The organism is Cellulosimicrobium marinum (assembly GCF_020551945.1).
Classification (GTDB): domain Bacteria; phylum Actinomycetota; class Actinomycetes; order Actinomycetales; family Cellulomonadaceae; genus Cellulosimicrobium; species Cellulosimicrobium marinum.
The window spans coordinates 384,718-400,809 of record NZ_JAJBZH010000005.1 but is presented as its reverse complement, the minus strand read 5'-3'; the positions used below and the strand labels follow the sequence as shown (position 1 = coordinate 400,809).

At 74.0% G+C, this 16,092-nt stretch carries 14 protein-coding genes and 1 riboswitch; of the genes, 10 read left to right on the top strand and 4 right to left on the bottom strand.

Annotation, left to right across the window (positions count from 1 at the left end):
- Window positions 1-59: 59 nt before the first annotated feature.
- A riboswitch (TPP riboswitch) is annotated at window positions 60-179 on the bottom strand.
- Window positions 180-296: 117 nt separating this feature from the next.
- A complete protein-coding gene (locus tag LGQ04_RS13670) occupies window positions 297-1,436 on the top strand; it encodes an Rv2578c family radical SAM protein (RefSeq protein ID WP_229244464.1) in 1,140 nt (379 codons plus the stop codon).
- 7 nt (window positions 1,437-1,443) lie between these two features.
- Here the strand turns inward: LGQ04_RS13670 and LGQ04_RS13665 are convergent, their stop codons facing one another.
- Together LGQ04_RS13665 and LGQ04_RS13660 are read right to left on the bottom strand one after the other, a co-directional pair.
- Complete coding sequence (locus tag LGQ04_RS13665) at window positions 1,444-2,001, bottom strand: GNAT family N-acetyltransferase (RefSeq protein WP_229244463.1); 558 nt, start codon at window positions 1,999-2,001, stop codon at window positions 1,444-1,446.
- 21 nt (window positions 2,002-2,022) lie between these two features.
- Entirely contained in the window at window positions 2,023-2,490 is a 468-nt protein-coding gene (locus tag LGQ04_RS13660; RefSeq protein WP_229244462.1) for a PPOX class F420-dependent oxidoreductase, read from the bottom strand.
- Between the two features lie 95 nt (window positions 2,491-2,585).
- Here LGQ04_RS13660 and aspS point away from each other — a divergent pair, with 95 nt between their 5' ends.
- Window positions 2,586-4,397: an aspartate--tRNA ligase gene (gene aspS, locus LGQ04_RS13655; RefSeq protein WP_229244461.1), complete on the top strand. Its 1,812-nt coding sequence runs from the start codon at window positions 2,586-2,588 to the stop codon at window positions 4,395-4,397.
- 78 nt (window positions 4,398-4,475) lie between these two features.
- On the opposite strand, the gene LGQ04_RS13650 is transcribed toward aspS, so the two are convergent.
- Window positions 4,476-6,734 carry an MMPL family transporter gene (locus tag LGQ04_RS13650; RefSeq protein WP_229244460.1) on the bottom strand — a complete coding sequence of 753 codons (2,259 nt, stop codon included), beginning with the start codon at window positions 6,732-6,734 and terminating at the stop codon, window positions 4,476-4,478.
- A gap of 128 nt (window positions 6,735-6,862) precedes the next feature.
- Between LGQ04_RS13650 and LGQ04_RS13645 the strand changes: the two genes are divergently transcribed.
- From LGQ04_RS13645 to LGQ04_RS13610, 8 genes are all read left to right on the top strand, one after another.
- On the top strand, window positions 6,863-8,353 hold the full coding sequence (locus LGQ04_RS13645) for a replication-associated recombination protein A (RefSeq protein ID WP_229244459.1): 1,491 nt from the start codon (window positions 6,863-6,865) through the stop codon (window positions 8,351-8,353).
- 257 nt (window positions 8,354-8,610) lie between these two features.
- Window positions 8,611-9,237 carry a 30S ribosomal protein S4 gene (gene rpsD, locus LGQ04_RS13640; RefSeq protein ID WP_229244458.1) on the top strand — a complete coding sequence of 209 codons (627 nt, stop codon included), beginning with the start codon at window positions 8,611-8,613 and terminating at the stop codon, window positions 9,235-9,237.
- A gap of 145 nt (window positions 9,238-9,382) precedes the next feature.
- Window positions 9,383-9,763, top strand: coding sequence for a DUF948 domain-containing protein (locus tag LGQ04_RS13635; RefSeq protein WP_229244457.1), 381 nt, complete (start codon window positions 9,383-9,385; stop codon window positions 9,761-9,763).
- Entirely contained in the window at window positions 9,763-10,092 is a 330-nt protein-coding gene (locus tag LGQ04_RS13630) for a hypothetical protein (RefSeq protein WP_229244456.1), read from the top strand. Before LGQ04_RS13635 ends, LGQ04_RS13630 begins: the two co-directional genes overlap by 1 nt.
- Before the next feature lie 86 nt (window positions 10,093-10,178).
- Window positions 10,179-12,863 carry an alanine--tRNA ligase gene (gene alaS, locus LGQ04_RS13625; protein ID WP_229244455.1) on the top strand — a complete coding sequence of 895 codons (2,685 nt, stop codon included), beginning with the start codon at window positions 10,179-10,181 and terminating at the stop codon, window positions 12,861-12,863.
- The gene (ruvX, locus tag LGQ04_RS13620; protein WP_229244454.1) at window positions 12,860-13,393 is read left to right on the top strand and encodes a Holliday junction resolvase RuvX; all 534 of its coding nucleotides are present in this window, start codon (window positions 12,860-12,862) and stop codon (window positions 13,391-13,393) included. The genes alaS and ruvX overlap by 4 nt, the downstream gene beginning before the upstream one ends.
- Window positions 13,390-14,541 carry an endolytic transglycosylase MltG gene (mltG, locus tag LGQ04_RS13615; RefSeq protein WP_229244453.1) on the top strand — a complete coding sequence of 384 codons (1,152 nt, stop codon included), beginning with the start codon at window positions 13,390-13,392 and terminating at the stop codon, window positions 14,539-14,541. The genes ruvX and mltG overlap by 4 nt, the downstream gene beginning before the upstream one ends.
- Window positions 14,538-15,419, top strand: a complete 882-nt coding sequence (locus LGQ04_RS13610; protein WP_229244452.1) for a shikimate dehydrogenase — start codon at window positions 14,538-14,540, stop codon at window positions 15,417-15,419. Before mltG ends, LGQ04_RS13610 begins: the two co-directional genes overlap by 4 nt.
- 7 nt (window positions 15,420-15,426) lie before the next feature.
- Here LGQ04_RS13610 and LGQ04_RS13605 read toward each other — a convergent pair whose 3' ends face one another.
- On the bottom strand, window positions 15,427-16,077 hold the full coding sequence (locus LGQ04_RS13605; protein ID WP_229244451.1) for a prepilin peptidase: 651 nt from the start codon (window positions 16,075-16,077) through the stop codon (window positions 15,427-15,429).
- Between the last annotated feature and the right edge of the window lie 15 nt (window positions 16,078-16,092).

Here is a 16,092-nt window from a genome sequence, read left to right as displayed (position 1 = left end):
GCGCCCCGGCCTCCCGCGCGACCGGCCCGCGCGACGGCGCGGGCGCGAGCGCGCAGAGGACGGTGACGTCGGCCCTGCTCCCTTCGCTGGTACGAACCAGATCAGGTTCCACGGGTCTGCAGGAGGGACGGGTGTCCGGCCTACACTCTCAGCGCTCGTGCGCTCCCCGGGGGCGTTCGCGCCGACCCTAGGCCCTCCGGGGCGACGGGACAATCCCGGCGTCTCACGCACCGGACGCCTCCTGTCGTGATCGCGTGCGGGTTGACCGTGGTTCGAACACGTGTTCGACTGAGGTGGTGCGATGGGACGGGCAGGCGATCGGGGCGGACGACGGCGCGCTCCCCGGGCTCGAGCGCGCCGGGCTCGTGCGCAGCGTCCGCACACCCGAGTTCGCGGGCATCACCTTCCACGAGGTGACGGCGAAGAGCGCCTTGTCGAAGGTCCCCGCGATGTCACGCATGCCGTTCCGGTGGACCGTCAACCCGTACCGCGGCTGCTCGCACGCGTGCTCGTACTGCTTCGCCCGCCCGACGCACCAGTACCTCGACCTGGACGCGGGCGACGACTTCGACCGCGAGGTCGTCGTCAAGGTCAACGTCGACGAGGTCCTGCGCGCCGAGCTGTCCCGACGCACGTGGGCGCGCGAGCCCGTCGCGCTCGGCACCAACACCGACCCGTACCAGCGCGCCGAGGGCCGCTACCGCCTCATGCCCGGCATCGTCACGGCGCTCGCGGACTCCGGCACACCGCTGTCCGTGCTCACCAAGGGCACCCTGCTGCGCCGTGACCTCCCCCTCCTCGCGGACGCGGCCCGGCGCGTCGACGTGGGCGTCGGCGTGTCCCTCGCCCTGCTGGACCCCGAGCTGCAGGCGTCCGTGGAACCGGGGACCCCCTCGCCGCGGGCACGCCTCGACCTGATCCGCGCGGTGCGCGACGCCGGGCTGCCCTGCGGCGTCATGGTGGCCCCCGTCCTGCCGTGGCTCACCGACTCCACGCGCGCCCTCACCGACCTGCTCGACGCCGTGAAGGACGCCGGCGCCACCGGCGTCACCGTCCTGCCCCTGCACCTCAAGCCCGGCACCCGCGAGTGGTACCTCGCGTGGCTCGCCCGCGAGCACCCGCACCTCCTGCCGGGGTACGAGCGCGTCTACGGCCGCGGCTCCCACGCGACGAAGGCCTACCGCTCCTGGCTGTGGGACCGGGTCCGGCCTCTGCTCGTCGCGCGCGGGTTCGCCGTCTCCGGCCACCGCGCACCCGCGGGCGTCGGCGGGCGCCACCGGCGCGGCGAGCACGCTCCCGTCGACGGCGCGTACCCGACCGGGAGCCTGCCGTCCGCCACGACCCCACGCAGGCACACCGGGGCGCTCGCCGGCATGCCGACCGACGGCGACGGGCTCGACGTCGTCGGGAGCGGGGTCGAGCAGGTGCTCTTCTGAGCCGTGGTCAGAGCGTCGGGGGAGCACCCGCGTCGCGCAGCGCCCACACACGGACCGACGCGCCGTCGCGCGGGTCCGTCGCCTCGTCCACGAGAACGAACCCCGCGCGTCGCGCGACCGCCTCGCTCGGGCCGTTGCCGAGACGCGTCACCAGCCGCACCTCCTCCGCCCCGGCGGCGAGGGCCCACGCGCCCAGCGAGGCGACGGCTCGTGTCGCGAGCCCGAGACCCCGCGCCCGCGGCAGGAGGGCGTAGAACACCTCGGGTGCGGCGCCGTCGATCCCCGACAGGCCGGCCGTGCCGACGGCGCGCCCGTCGAGCTCGACGACGTAGCGGGCCGAGCTGCCGTCCCGCGCGCGGGACACGGCCCGTGCGGCCCACTCGTCCGCCTCGACGGCAGACATGCGAGGAGGGACGAAGGTCCAGCGCGGGACGTCGTCGACGCGCGAGAGCTCGACGCCCAGTGCTGCGTCCTCGCGGCGGAACGTCCGGAGCAGCGCCGCAGCACCCGGCAGGGCGAGCCACGGCGGGGGGAACGGGCCCTCCCGCGCGGCACCCGTCGTCACGTCAGCCCTCGGCGCGTCACGTCACCCCTCGGCGAGACGGGCCGGGAAACCGCCCGTCGCCACCGGGCCCCACCGCGTGATCGTCACGCGCAGCAGGCACTTGCCCTGCTCGACCATCGCCGCGCGGTACTCGTCCCAGTACGGGTGCTCGCCCGAGATCGCCCGGTAGTAGTCGACCAGCGGCTCGACCGCGTCCGGCAGCTCGATCACCTCCGCCGCGCCGTCCACCTGCACCCACGGGTCCGAGAAGCCCGGCGCGAGCGACAGCAACGACGCCTGCGGACGACGCCGCAGGTTCACCGCCTTCGCCCGCTCCGGGTACGACGACACGACGACCCGGCCCTCGCCGTCGACCCCGTACGTCACCGGGCTGAGCTGCGGCGAACCGTCCGAGCGGGTGGTGACGAGCACGCCGTCGTGACGCGAGCGCAGCAGCTCGAGCAGCTCCTCGCGGTCGATCCGGCGGGTGGTGGCGATCGTGCGCGGCATGGGCAGGCTCCTCCGAGGTCGACGACGTCACCGACTAGACTCGCACGGGCGCCTGCGCGCCCCGACCCCCACGCACTCCTGGAAGGACGAACTCCGTGCTCCGCACCCACACGGCCGGCTCACTGCGAGCCGAGCACACCGGTCAGACCGTCACCCTCACGGGCTGGGTCGACCGTCGGCGCGATCACGGGGGAGTGGCCTTCATCGACCTGCGCGACGCGTCCGGTATCGCCCAGGTCGTCATCCGCGACGAGTCCGTCGCCCACCCGCTGCGCAGCGAGTTCGTCCTCCAGGTCACCGGCGAGGTCTCCCGCCGCCCCGACGGCAACGAGAACCCCAACCTCCCCACCGGCGAGATCGAGGTCCTCGCGAGCGACGTCGTCGTCCTCAACACCTCCGACGCGCTGCCCTTCCAGGTCTCCACCGCGCTCGCCGACACCGAGACCATCGGCGAGGAAGCGCGCCTCAAGCACCGCTACCTCGACCTCCGCCGGCCCGCACCCGCGCACGCCCTGCGCCTGCGCGCGAAGGTCAACCAGGCCGCGCGACGCGTCCTCGACGCCGAGGACTTCGTCGAGGTCGAGACGCCCACCCTCACCCGCTCCACGCCCGAGGGCGCGCGCGACTTCCTCGTCCCCGCACGCCTGTCGCCCGGCTCCTGGTACGCCCTGCCGCAGTCCCCCCAGCTCTTCAAGCAGCTCCTCATGGTCGCCGGCATGGAGCGCTACTACCAGATCGCCCGCTGCTACCGCGACGAGGACTTCCGCGCCGACCGCCAGCCCGAGTTCACCCAGCTCGACGTCGAGATGAGCTTCGTCGAGCAGGACGACGTCATCGCTCTCGCCGAGAAGATCCTCGTCGCCCTGTGGGAGCTCATCGGGTACACCGTCCCCACGCCGATCCCGCGCATGACCTACCACGAGGCCATGCGCCTCTACGGCTCCGACAAGCCCGACCTGCGCTTCGGCAACCCCCTCGTCGAGCTCACCGACTACTTCGCCGACACGCCCTTCCGCGTCTTCCAGGCCGAGTACGTCGGCGCCGTCGTCATGGCCGGCGGGGCCTCCCAGCCCCGCCGCCAGTTCGACGCGTGGCAGGAGTGGGCCAAGCAGCGCGGCGCTCGCGGCCTCGCCTACGTGACGTTCGGCGAGGACGGCGAGCTCGGCGGCCCGGTCGCCAAGAACCTCTCCGACGCTGAGCGTGACGGCCTGCGCGAGGCCACGGGCGCGCAGCCGGGCGACGCGGTGTTCTTCGCCGCGGGCAAGACGTCGGACTCGCGTGCGCTGCTCGGCGCGGCGCGGCAGGAGATCGCGAAGCGCACGGGTGCCATCGACGAGAGCTCGTGGGCGTTCGTGTGGGTCGTCGACGCGCCGCTGTTCAAGCCGACCGGCGAGGCCGCGGCCGAGGGCGACGTGACGCTCGGCAGCTCGGCGTGGACCGCCGTGCACCACGCCTTCACGTCCCCGACGCCTGACTGGGCGGACACGTTCGAGCAGAACCCGGGCGACGCCCTCGCCTACGCGTACGACATCGTGTGCAACGGCAACGAGATCGGTGGCGGCTCCATCCGTATCCACCGCCGCGACGTGCAGGAGCGGGTCTTCGACGTCATGGGCATCGGGCCCGAGGAGGCGCAGGAGAAGTTCGGGTTCCTCCTCGACGCGTTCAAGTTCGGCGCGCCGCCGCACGGCGGGATCGCGTTCGGCTGGGACCGCATCGTCGCGCTGCTCACGCAGTCCGACTCGATCCGCGACGTCATCGCGTTCCCGAAGTCGGGCGGCGGCTACGACCCCCTCACGCAGGCGCCCGCACCGATCACGCCCGAGCAGCGCAAGGAGGCGGGCGTCGACGCGAAGCCCGCGGCGCCCGGCGAGCCCGGCAACCTCCCGGCGGCCGCCGCGGAGTGACAGGTCGTACGACGCGCGAGGGCGCGCCGCCCCGGGGAGACCGGGACGGCGCGCCCTCGCGCGTGCGGGACGCGGGCGTCAGTGGGTGATCGCGAGCCGCCGGTGGACGCGGCGCAGGGGCCCGGGCGCCCACCAGTTCCACCGGCCGAGGAGCGTCATCGTCGCGGGGACGAGCAGGAGCCGCACGATCGTCGCGTCGATGACCACGGCGACGGCGAGCGCGAACCCGACCTCCTTGATGACGAGGAGGTCGCCGAGCACGAAGCCCGCGAAGACCACGACGATGATCGCGGCGGCCGACGTGATGATGCGTCCCGACCGTTGCAGGCCGAGCCGCACGGCCTCGTCGTTCGACATCCCGGTGTCGTACAGCTCCTTGACGCGTGAGAGCAGGAACACCTCGTAGTCCATGGCCAGGCCGAACGCGAACGCGACGACGAGCGCCACGACGTACGTCTCGATGCCGCCCACGGACGTGAAGCCGAGCAGGCCCTCCAGGTGGCCGTCCTGGAACACGAGGACGAGCACGCCGAGGGACGCGGCGAGGGACAGCGCGTTCGTGAGGAGGGCCTTGACGGGGATCACCACGGAGCCCGTCATGAGGAACAGCAGGAGGAACGTCGCGACGACGACGACGCCCACGGCCCACCACACGCGTTCGCCGAGGGCGTCGACGAAGTCGACCTGGCCCGCGGCCTGACCCGTGACCCACACCTCGAACGGCGCGTCGGTCGCGCGGACCTCGCGCACCACCGACGCGGCCTCGGGGCCGCCCGCTTCGCCGCCCTCGACGTGGATCCCGACGACCGAGAACCCGTCGAGGGACGCCGCGGGGTCCACGCTCTCGACCCCGTCGAGCGCTGCGACGTCGTCGGCCCACGCCTGCGCGTCCTCGACGCCCGCGTCCACGACGGCGACGACCTGGGCGCTGTCGCTCGTGGGGTACTCGGCGGCGAGCACGTCCACGAACTCGCGCTGGGGCGAGTCCGTCGGCAGCAGCTCGATGCCCGAGTTGCGCATGTGCAGCCCCAGGACCGGCAGGGCGAGGACCACGAGCACCACGGACGTCGCGACGAGCACCCACGCCGGGTGCCGCTGCACCCGGCCCGCCAGACGGGAGAACACCCCGACGTCGGACTGCACGTCCGCGGTCCGGGCGAGGACGCGCCGCAGACCGGGGACCCGCCCGAGCAGGCCGGGCCGTGCGAGCCGACGCCCCGACCAGACGAGCAGCGCCGGGACGAGGGTGAGCGCCGTCGCCACCGCCACGAGGACGACGGCGAGCGCACCGGCCCCGATCGCCCGCAGGATGTCCGGCCGGAACACCATGAGACCCGCGATCGAGATGCCCACCGTCAGCGCCGAGAACGCCACGGTGCGTCCCGCCGTCTCCATGGTGCGCACGAGGGCCGCGTGCACGACGCCGTCCCCGCGCCGGCGCCGCAGCGCCGGGTCATCGCCCGCCTCGATCAGCCGGTGCAGCTCCTCGCGGTAGCGCGACACGACGAGCAGGCCGTAGTCGATCGACAGCCCCAGCCCCAGCACGGTGACGACGTTGACCACGGACGCGTCGACGTCGAGCACGTACGTGAGGCCGAGCAGCGCACCCAGGCCCGTGCCGATGGACGCGATCGCCCCCGCCATCGGCATCGCCGCCGCGAGGAAGCCCCCGAAGACCAGCACCATGACGACGAGCGCGACGGGCAGCGCCACGGCCTCGCCCGTGCGCAGGTCCTGCTCGACCTGGTCCGTGATCGCCTCGACGATGAGGTCGTTCGACCCGACCAGCCCCTCCGCGTCCCCCGCGGCCCCGGGCGCCGCCTCGGCGAGCGCACCCGGCACGGCCCGCAGCTCCTCGACGACCTGCGCCGCCACCTCGTCGGAGCGCTCCGCGTCGAGGTCGGTCCGCAGCGTGACCACGGTGAGGAACCCGTCCCCGTCCTGCGCCACGAGGGGCTGCGCCGCCTCGTCCTCCACGCCGCCCGGCAGCACGTACGGGTTGATGACGCTCTCCACGCCCTCGATCCCGACGAGGTCCGCGCTCAGCCCGCCCATCGCCTCGACGACCTGCTCGTCGGCCGGCTCGACGCCCCGGACGAGGAGCGTCACCTCCGGCCCGCTCGTGTCGTTCGCCGCGAGGACCTCGTCCGCGCGCTCGCTGTCCGAGCCGCTGATCGTCGGCGCGCCCGTCGTCACCCGGTCGAACACGCCCTGACCGCCCACGCCGAACAGCGCGAGCGCCAGGCCGAGCGCGGTGAGCACGACCCACACGAGGACCGTGAGACGCGGGTGGCGGGCGACACGACGACCGAGGCTGGAGAACACGAGCGTCAGCATCCCATCCGCGCTCGCGCCCTGTCAGATCACCCCGCACCGTGGTCACGACCTTCACCCGACCTCCTCGCGGCACCGCCGGTGACGGGGGGCGTGGTGAGGGGGTGGGCGGCGGTGCGTAGGCTCGGCCCATGCCCACCGCGCCCACCGGCGACCTGTTCGGCGGCGACCTGTTCGGCGCCGCGACCTCCGGCACCTCCGGGACCCCGCGCCCCGGACCCGGAGCCCCCCTCGCCGTCCGGATGCGCCCGGCGTCGCTCGACGAGGTCGCCGGCCAGGCGCACCTCCTCGTCCCCGGGTCGCCCCTGCGCCGCCTCGTCGAGCCCGGCGCCCGCGGCGCCGAACGCGCCGCACCCGGGTCGGTCGTCCTCTGGGGCCCGCCCGGGACCGGCAAGACCACCCTCGCCTACCTCATCGCCACCGCGTCCGCCCGCCGCTTCGTCGAGCTCTCCGCGGTGACCGCGGGCGTCAAGGACGTGCGCGCCGTCGTCGAGGACGCCCGCCGCCGCCTCGCCACCGGCGGCGAGGAGACCGTCCTGTTCATCGACGAGGTGCACCGGTTCTCCAAGTCCCAGCAGGACGCCCTCCTGCCGAGCGTCGAGAACCGGTGGGTCACCCTCGTCGCCGCCACGACCGAGAACCCCAGCTTCTCCGTCAACTCGCCCCTGCTGTCCCGCTCGCTGCTCCTCACCCTCCAGCCCCTCGGGGACGACGACGTCCGCGCCCTCGTGCGCCGCGCCGTCACCGACGAGCGCGGGCTGGGCGGCGACGTCGTCCTCACCGAGGAGGCCGAGGCCCACCTCGTGCGGCTCGCCGGCGGAGACGCGCGCAAGGCCCTCACCGTCCTCGAGGCCGCCGCCGGCGCCGCGCTCTCCGCGCTGGACGCGCACGAGAGTGCCGCGGACGCCAGCACCACCGCCACCGACACCGACACCGCCACCGCCACCGCCACCGCCACCGCCACCGCCACCGCCACCGTCGACGTCGACGTCGTGGAACGAGCCGTCGACGTCGCCGCCGTGCGCTACGACCGCGACGGCGACCAGCACTACGACGTCGTCTCCGCGTTCATCAAGTCCGTGCGCGGCTCCGACGTCGACGCCGCCCTGCACTACCTCGCCCGCATGATCGCGGCAGGGGAGGACCCGCGGTTCATCGCCCGCCGCATCGTCATCTCCGCCGCCGAGGACGTCGGCATGGCCGACCCGTCCGCCCTCCAGACCGCCGTCGCGGCCGCCCAGGCGGTCCAGCTCATCGGCATGCCCGAAGGGCGCATCGTCCTCGCCGAGGCCGTCGTCCACCTCGCCACCGCGCCGAAGTCCAACGCCGCCTACCTCGGGATCGACGCGGCCCTCGCGGACGTGCGGGCGGGCAGGGCGGGGTCGGTGCCCGCGCACCTGCGCGACGCGCACTACCCCGGGGCGCGCCAGCTCGGCCACGGCACGGGCTACCGGTACGCGCACGACGCACCGCACGCCGTCGCGCCGCAGCAGTACCTGCCGGACGCGCTGGACGGCGCGCGCTACTACGAGCCGACCGACCGCGGGTACGAGCGGCAGGTGGCCGAGCGCCTCGCGCGTGTGCGGGAGATCCTCGCGGACCGGGACGGCCGGCCCGTGTGAACGCCCCGGGCGACCGGCCCGTGCGACCGGCCCGGGCGACCGGCCCGTGCGACCGACCGGGCGAGGGGAGCGGTCCGGCGGTGCGGTAGACTTCTCAGGTTGCCTTCTCGGCGACCACCTGGGACCTCGGCCCCCGATCGCTCGCGACCCCGTCGCGACGCGGTCCCTCGGCTGGTCCCGCACCCGGGATCTCGACGCCCTCGCGGCGTCGCCGGGTGTGACGTCAGCACACGACACGACAGGAATGAGATACCGCTGTGACCGCTGTCAAGCGTTCGCGCCGCCAGGTCCGCCTGAGCCGCGCCCTGGGCATCGCCCTCACCCCGAAGGCCGTCAAGCACTTCGAGAAGCGTCCGTACCCCCCGGGTGAGCACGGCCGTGCCCGCCGTCGCACCGAGTCGGACTACGCGGTCCGTCTGCGCGAGAAGCAGCGTCTGCGCGCGCAGTACATGCTCCGCGAGAAGCAGCTCGCCCGTGCGTACGAGGAGGCCCGCAAGGACAAGGGCCTGACCGGTGAGGCGCTCGTCGAGAACCTCGAGACGCGCCTCGACGCGCTCGTCCTGCGCGCCGGGTTCGGCCGCACGATCCTCCAGGCGCGCCAGCACGTGACGCACCGCCACATCCTCGTGGACGGCAAGATCGTCGACCGCCCCTCGTTCCGCGTGAAGCCGGGCCAGACCATCCAGGTCAAGCCGAAGAGCCAGGCGACCACGCCGTTCCAGGTCGCCGCCGCGGGCGCGCACCGCGACGTGCTGCCGGCCGTCCCGGGCTACCTGGACGTCCAGCTCGAGAAGCTGAGCGCGGTCCTCGTGCGCCGCCCGAAGCGCGCCGAGGTCCCCGTGACCTGCGAGGTCCAGCTCGTCGTCGAGTACTACGCTCGCTGAGTCTCGCTCCGGACGCCTCGCTCACCGCTTCGTCGGCGAGCGAGGCGTTCGTGCGTCCGGTGCGGGTAGTGTTTCGCGCAGCCCCCGTGCCCGGAACGTCCCGGACGCGGGTGGTGCGCACCGTCCGTCAGGCACAGGAGGAAGAATGTCCCTGGGAGATGTGGCCGGCCTCATCGCGGCGGTCGCGTTCGTGCTGCTCGTGGGCCTGCTCGCGGTCCCGCTCCTCAAGCTCGGGCGGGTGCTCGACGAGGCGCGCGCCAGCATCAAGGAGGTCACCGACCACTCCGTGCCCATCCTCGACGAGGCCGCGACGACCGTCGCGACGACGAACAGCCAGCTCGTCAAGGTCGACACCATCACGACGTCGGCCGCGCAGGTGAGCGAGAACGTCTCCGCGCTCACCGGGCTCTATGCCGCCACGTTCGGCGCCCCGCTGGTCAAGGTGGCGGCGTTCACGTACGGCGTCCGCCAGGCGTTCGCGCGCTCGTTCGGGCGCCGCGGGACCGGTCCGACGGGGTCGCGCTGATGCGGCGCGTGTTCTGGGTCGGCGTCGGCGTCGCGATCACCGTCGTGGTGGTGGCGCGCGGCCGCCGCGTCCTGGCGCGCTACGCCCCCGCCTCCCTCGTCGACCAGGCGACCGCGCAGGTCAACGGGCTCGGTGACCGGGTCGTGCACCTCGCGCGCGACTTCCGCACCGAGTTCGCCGAGGCCCGCGACGCGCGCGAGCGCGAGCTCATGGCCGCGCTGCTCGCCGAGGGTCAGGAGGACCCGGCCCAGGTGCGCGAGCGCCGTTCCGGACGCCACGCCGCCGACGACACGGACGACGTCGAGGACCTCCTCGGCTACTCCTTCTAGCCCCGCACCCCGCACGGCCTGGACCCGCAGGCCGCACAGCCCCCGGCCGCCGCACCCGGCGCCCCCACGAAAGCCCGAAGGACAACATGCGCACCGCCGAGATCCGCAAGCGCTGGCTCGACTACTTCGCCGACCGTGACCACTCCGTGGTCCCGTCGGCGTCCCTGGTCTCCCCGGACCCGTCGACGCTGTTCACCATCGCGGGCATGGTCCCGTTCATCCCGTACATGACGGGCGAGCAGACGCCGCCGTGGGACCGGGCGACGAGCGTCCAGAAGTGCGTGCGGACCCTCGACATCGACGAGGTCGGCAAGACGACGCGGCACGGCACGTTCTTCCAGATGAACGGGAACTTCTCCTTCGGCGACTACTTCAAGGAAGGCGCCATCTCCTACGCGTGGGACCTCGTCACGGGGTCGCGCGACGAGGGGAAGTACGGGTTCGACCCGGAGACCGTGTGGGTCACCGTCTACCACGACGACGACGAGGCACGGCAGCTGTGGAAGCGGATCGCCGGCCTGCCCGACGAGCGCATCCAGGCGCGGGGGAAGAAGGACAACTACTGGTCGACCGGGCAGCCCGGCCCCGCCGGACCCTGCTCGGAGATCTACATCGACCGCGGTCCGGAGTACGGCAAGGAGGGCGGGCCCGTCGTCGACGAGGACCGTTACCTCGAGATCTGGAACCTCGTGTTCATGCAGTACGCGATCGACGACGTGCGCTCCAAGGAGGAGTTCCGCATCGTCTCCGAGCTCGCGCGCAAGAACATCGACACGGGCATGGGTCTCGAGCGCGTCGCCTACCTGCTGCAGGGCAAGGACAATCTCTACGAGATCGACGAGGTCTTCCCGGTCATCGCTGCCGCCGCGGAGCTGTCGGGCAAGCGGTACGGCGCCGTCGGCGAGGACGACGTGCGCCTGCGCGTCGTGGCGGACCACGTGCGCTCGGCGCTCATGATCATCAGCGACGGCGTGCGGCCGTCCAACGAGGGCCGCGGCTACGTGCTGCGACGCCTGCTGCGCCGCTCGGTGCGCGCGATGCGCCTGCTCGGTGTCGAGGACCAGGCGCTGCCCGCGCTGCTGCCGGTGAGCCGCGACGCCATGGCGGCGTCCTACCCGGAGGTCGAGACCGACTTCGAGCGCATCTCCTCGATCGCGTACGCGGAGGAGGACGCGTTCCGACGCACGCTCACCGCCGGGACGACCATCCTCGACACGGCCGTGTCGAAGGCGAAGTCGTCGGCGGGGACGAGCGTGCCGGTGCTCGGCGGGGACCAGGCGTTCGCCCTGCACGACACGTACGGCTTCCCGATCGACCTCACGCTCGAGATGGCCGCGGAGCAGGGCGTCCAGGTCGACGAGAAGGCGTTCCGGTCCCTCATGGCCGAGCAGCGGCGTCGTGCCCGCGAGGACGCGCTCGCCAAGCGGTCCGGCGGCGTGGACACGGCGGCGTACGAGTCGCTGTCCGCCGAGCTCAGTGCCCCCGTCGAGTTCCTCGGCTACACCGAGTCGACGGCGGCCGTGTCGATCGCCGGCCTCCTCGTCGACGGCGTCCCCGCACCGGCGGCCACCGCGCCCGCCGACGTCGAGGTCGTGCTCGACCGCACCCCGTTCTACGCCGAGGCCGGCGGGCAGCTCGCCGACCACGGCACGATCGTGCTCGACGGCGGTGCGACGATCGAGGTGGACGACGTGCAGCGCCCGGTCAAGGGCCTGTCCGTGCACCGCGGCCGCCTCGTCGAGGGCACGGCCGCCGTCGGCGACCCCGGCACCGCGACGATCGACCGCGACCGCCGCAAGGCGATCAGCCGTGCCCACTCCGCGACGCACATGATCCACAAGGCGCTCCAGGAGTCGCTCGGCAAGGACGCGACGCAGGCCGGGTCGGAGAACGCGCCGAGCCGGATCCGGTTCGACTTCCGCCGCTCGTCGGCGGTCCCCGCGGGCGCGCTCGCGGAGATCGAGGAGCGGGTCAACACCCAGCTTGCCGAGAACCTCGACGTCACGGACCAGCTCATGCCGATCGCCGAGGCGCGCGAGATGGGCGCCATGGCGCTGTTCGGCGAGAAGTACGGCGACGTCGTGCGCGTCGTGTCGATCGGCGGCGACTGGTCGCGCGAGCTGTGCGCGGGCACCCACGTGGCCCGCACCGGCCAGCTCGGTCTCGTCACGCTGCTCGGCGAGTCGTCGATCGGCTCGGGCGTGCGTCGTGTCGACGCGCTCGTCGGGGACGGCGCCTACGGCTTCCAGGCCAAGGAGCACGCACTCGTCGGCCAGCTCACCGGGCTGCTCAACGTGCGCTCGGAGGAGCTGCCCGACCGCGTCGGCTCGCTCGTGTCGCGCCTGCGCGACGCGGAGAAGGAGCTCGCCCAGCTCCGTCAGGCCCAGCTGCTCGCGGTGGCCGGGACCCTCGCCGCCGACGCCGAGCGCGCGGGTGACGTGCGCGTCGTCGTGCACGACGCCGGCGAGGTCTCCTCCGCGGACGACCTGCGTGCGCTCGCCCTCGACGTGCGCGGTCGCCTGGGCGAGGCCGAGGCCGCCGTCGTCGCCGTGGGTGGCGTCGCGAAGGGCAGGCCCCAGGTGGTCGTCGTGACGAACGCGTCGGCGCGCGCCGCCGGCCTGCGCGCGGGCGTGCTCGCCAAGGGCGCCGCGCAGACCCTCGGCGGTGGCGGCGGCGGCAAGGACGACATGGCGCAGGGCGGCGGCACCGACGTGACCGCGCTGCCCGCGGCGCTGCGCGGCGTGCGCGACGGCGCAGCGGCCGCCGCGTGACCCTCGCCGACGGGCCGGGGACGCCCGGGCCCGCTCCGCTCCCTCGGGGCGCGCGCCTCGGCGTCGACGTGGGCAGCGTGCGCGTCGGGGTCGCGGCGAGCGACCCCGACGGCCTCGTCGCCACGCCGGTGGAGACCCTCGCACGCGACACGGCACCCGGTGGTGCGGTCCCGCGTGACGTCGCCCGGATCGCGCAGGAGGTCGCCGAACGGGGGGCGGGCGTCGTGTACGTGGGCCTGCCCCGGCACCTGTCCGGTGCCGAGGGCGCCGCCGCCGACGTCGCGCGGGCGTACGCTGGTGCGGTGGCCCGGGCCGTCGCGCCCGTGCCGGTGCACCTCGTCGACGAGCGGATGACCACCGTGAGCGCCCACCAGGCCCTCCACGCGGCGGGACGCGCCGGGCGCAAGCACCGGAGCGTGGTCGACCAGGCCGCGGCCGTTATCATTCTGCAATCTGCTCTCGACGCCGAGCGTGGCGCGGGAGCACGCGCCGGAGAACCTGTAGACCCGACAGGAGACCACCGCCCGTGACCGACCTGTTCGACCGGACCGCCGTCCACGGCGACCAGCAGCTCCCGCGCTCCTCGCGCTCCGAGCAGCGAGCCCGGCGCGCCGCGAAGAAGCGCAAGGCGCGGCGTCGTCGCCGCGCCGCCCTCGTCGTGCTCGTCTCGCTGCTCGTCGTCGGCGGCGCCGGACTCCTCGTCTACACGAACGCCCCCAGCCTGCTCGGGTTCGACAACCCGATCGAGGCCAAGGACTTCGAGGGCCCCGGGACCGAGCCCGTCGACGTGACCATCGAGCCCGGCTCGACGGGCCGCGACATGGGCGCGGCCCTCTACGACGCCGGCGTCGTCGCGAGCACCGCCGCGTTCGTGCGGGCCTTCGAGGAGAACGGCGAGGCCGGCACGATCCAGGCCGGCACCCACACGCTCCTGCGCGGGATGCCGGCCAAGGACGCCGTCGCGCGGCTCGTCGCGAACGACAGCCGCGTCGAGACGCGCATCACCATCCCCGAGGGGTGGACGGTCGACCAGGTCCTGGAGCGCGCGTCGTCGGTCACGGGCATCTCGGTGGCCGAGTTCGAGGCCGCGATGGAGGACACCGAGACGACCGGTCTCCCTGCCGAGGCCGAGGGCAACTACGAGGGCTGGCTCTACCCGACCACGTACGTGCTCGAGCCCGACGAGACGACCGCGTCCGGCATCATCCAGCGGATGGTGAGCCAGACGCTCCTGGAGCTCGACGAGCTGGGGGTCGCGCGGGAGGACCGCGAGAGGGTTCTCACGATCGCGTCGATCGTCGAGCGGGAGGGTCAGAACCCCGAGCAGTTCGGGCAGGTCGCACGCGTCATCGACAACCGTCTGGAGGACGGCATGCCGCTGGGCATGGACGCCATCGACTCCTACGGTCTGGGCAAGCCCGCGTCAGAGATCACGCGCGCCGAGTTCCAGGATCCCGACCTCCCGTACGCCTCGCGCGTCCATCAGGGGCTGCCCCCGACGCCGATCGGCAATCCTGGTCGGGCAACCGTCGAGGCCGTCCTCAACGCACCCGAGGGGCCGTGGTTGTGGTACGTGACGGTGAATCTCGACACCGGCGAGACCAAGTTCACGGACACCTACAGCGAGTTCGAGCAGTACAAGCAGGAGTTTAAGCAGTGGGAAGCGGAGAACGGGTGACGTCCTCGTCCCGTCGCGCCGCGGTCCTCGGGCACCCGGTCGCGCACTCGTTGTCACCGGTGCTGCACCGGGCCGCCTACGCGGCGCTGGGGCTCGACGACTGGCGTTACGACGCCGTCGACACGACCGAGGAACAGCTCCCCGCGTTCGTCTCCGGCCTGGACGCGTCGTGGGCGGGCCTGAGCCTGACCATGCCGCTCAAGCACGCCGTCATCCCGCTGCTCGACCACGTCGACCCGCTCGCGAGCGTCGTGGGCGCGGTGAACACGCTGGTGGTGCAGCCGACGGGCGGGCGTCGTCCGACGTTCGTCGGGACGAACACGGACGTGCACGGCCTCGTCGCGGCGCTGCGCGAGGGCCTCGGGGAGCGGACCGTGCGGTCGGCGGTCGTCCTCGGCGCCGGGGCGACGGCGGCGTCGACGCTCGCCGCTCTCGCCGAGCTGGGGTGCGTGTCGCCGACGGTGCTGGTCCGGTCGCTCGGGCGCACGGGCGGTCTGCAGCGTGCGGCGCACCGCATGGGCGTCGAGCCGCGCTTCTCGGTGCTGGACCCCGCGGACGCCACGGTGCTCGAGCGGGTCGCCGCGGCCGACGTCGTCGTCGCGACCCTGCCGTCGCGCGCCGCCGACCCTGTCGCCGACGCCCTCGCCACGGCGTTCGCCGGACCCGTCGCGGCACCCGGGGGAGTGCTCCTCGACGTCGTCTACGACCCGCGCCCCACCGCGCTGTCCGCGGCCTGGGCGGCCGCGGGCGGGACCGCGGTGGGTGGCGAGCGGATGCTCCTGCACCAGGCGGCGGAGCAGGTCCGTCTCATGACGGGGCGACCGGCACCGCTCGGCGCGATGGACCACGCTCTCGAGGACGCGCTCGTCCGCGCCTGACGCCTGTTCAGGCGAAGGCGTACGCCCCCACCACGACGTCGGCGGCGACGGCGGCGAGCGCCGCGCCCACCACCATGAACGGCCCGAACGGGACGGCGGTCGAGCGGGTCGCCCGGCGCAGGGCGAGCAGCGCGACGGCCCAGAACCCGCCGAGGACGAACGGCGCGACGAGCCCGACGACGAGCTCGGACCACCCGAGCCACGCGAGCGCCGTGCCCAGCAGGCCGGCGAGCTTGACGTCCCCGAACCCGAGGCCGGGCGGGTGGGCGAGCCGCAGCAGGGCGTAGGACGTGAACCCGGCGGCGGCCCCGCACGTCGCGCGGACGAGGGCGTCGGTGTCGCCGGTCGCGAGCGTGGCGCACCCCAGCAGGACGGCGCACGCGGCCCAGGCGGGGAGGAGGATCGCGTCGGGCAGGCGGTGGGTCCGCGCGTCGACCACGGCGAGCAGCACGCCCGCGGCGGCCACGAGCGCCAGCGCCGGGGCGTGCGCGGCGGGCGCGGACCACCACAGGGCGGCGCACCCCGCGAGCACCGCGAGCACCACCCCCGCGCGCCCCGCGAGCGCGACCTCTCCCGGCAGGCGCCGCCACCACGGCGGGCGCGCTGCCTCCGACCGCGTGGTCACGTCACGTGCCGGTCCCGCCCCCTGCTCGACCATGGGACGCACCGTAGC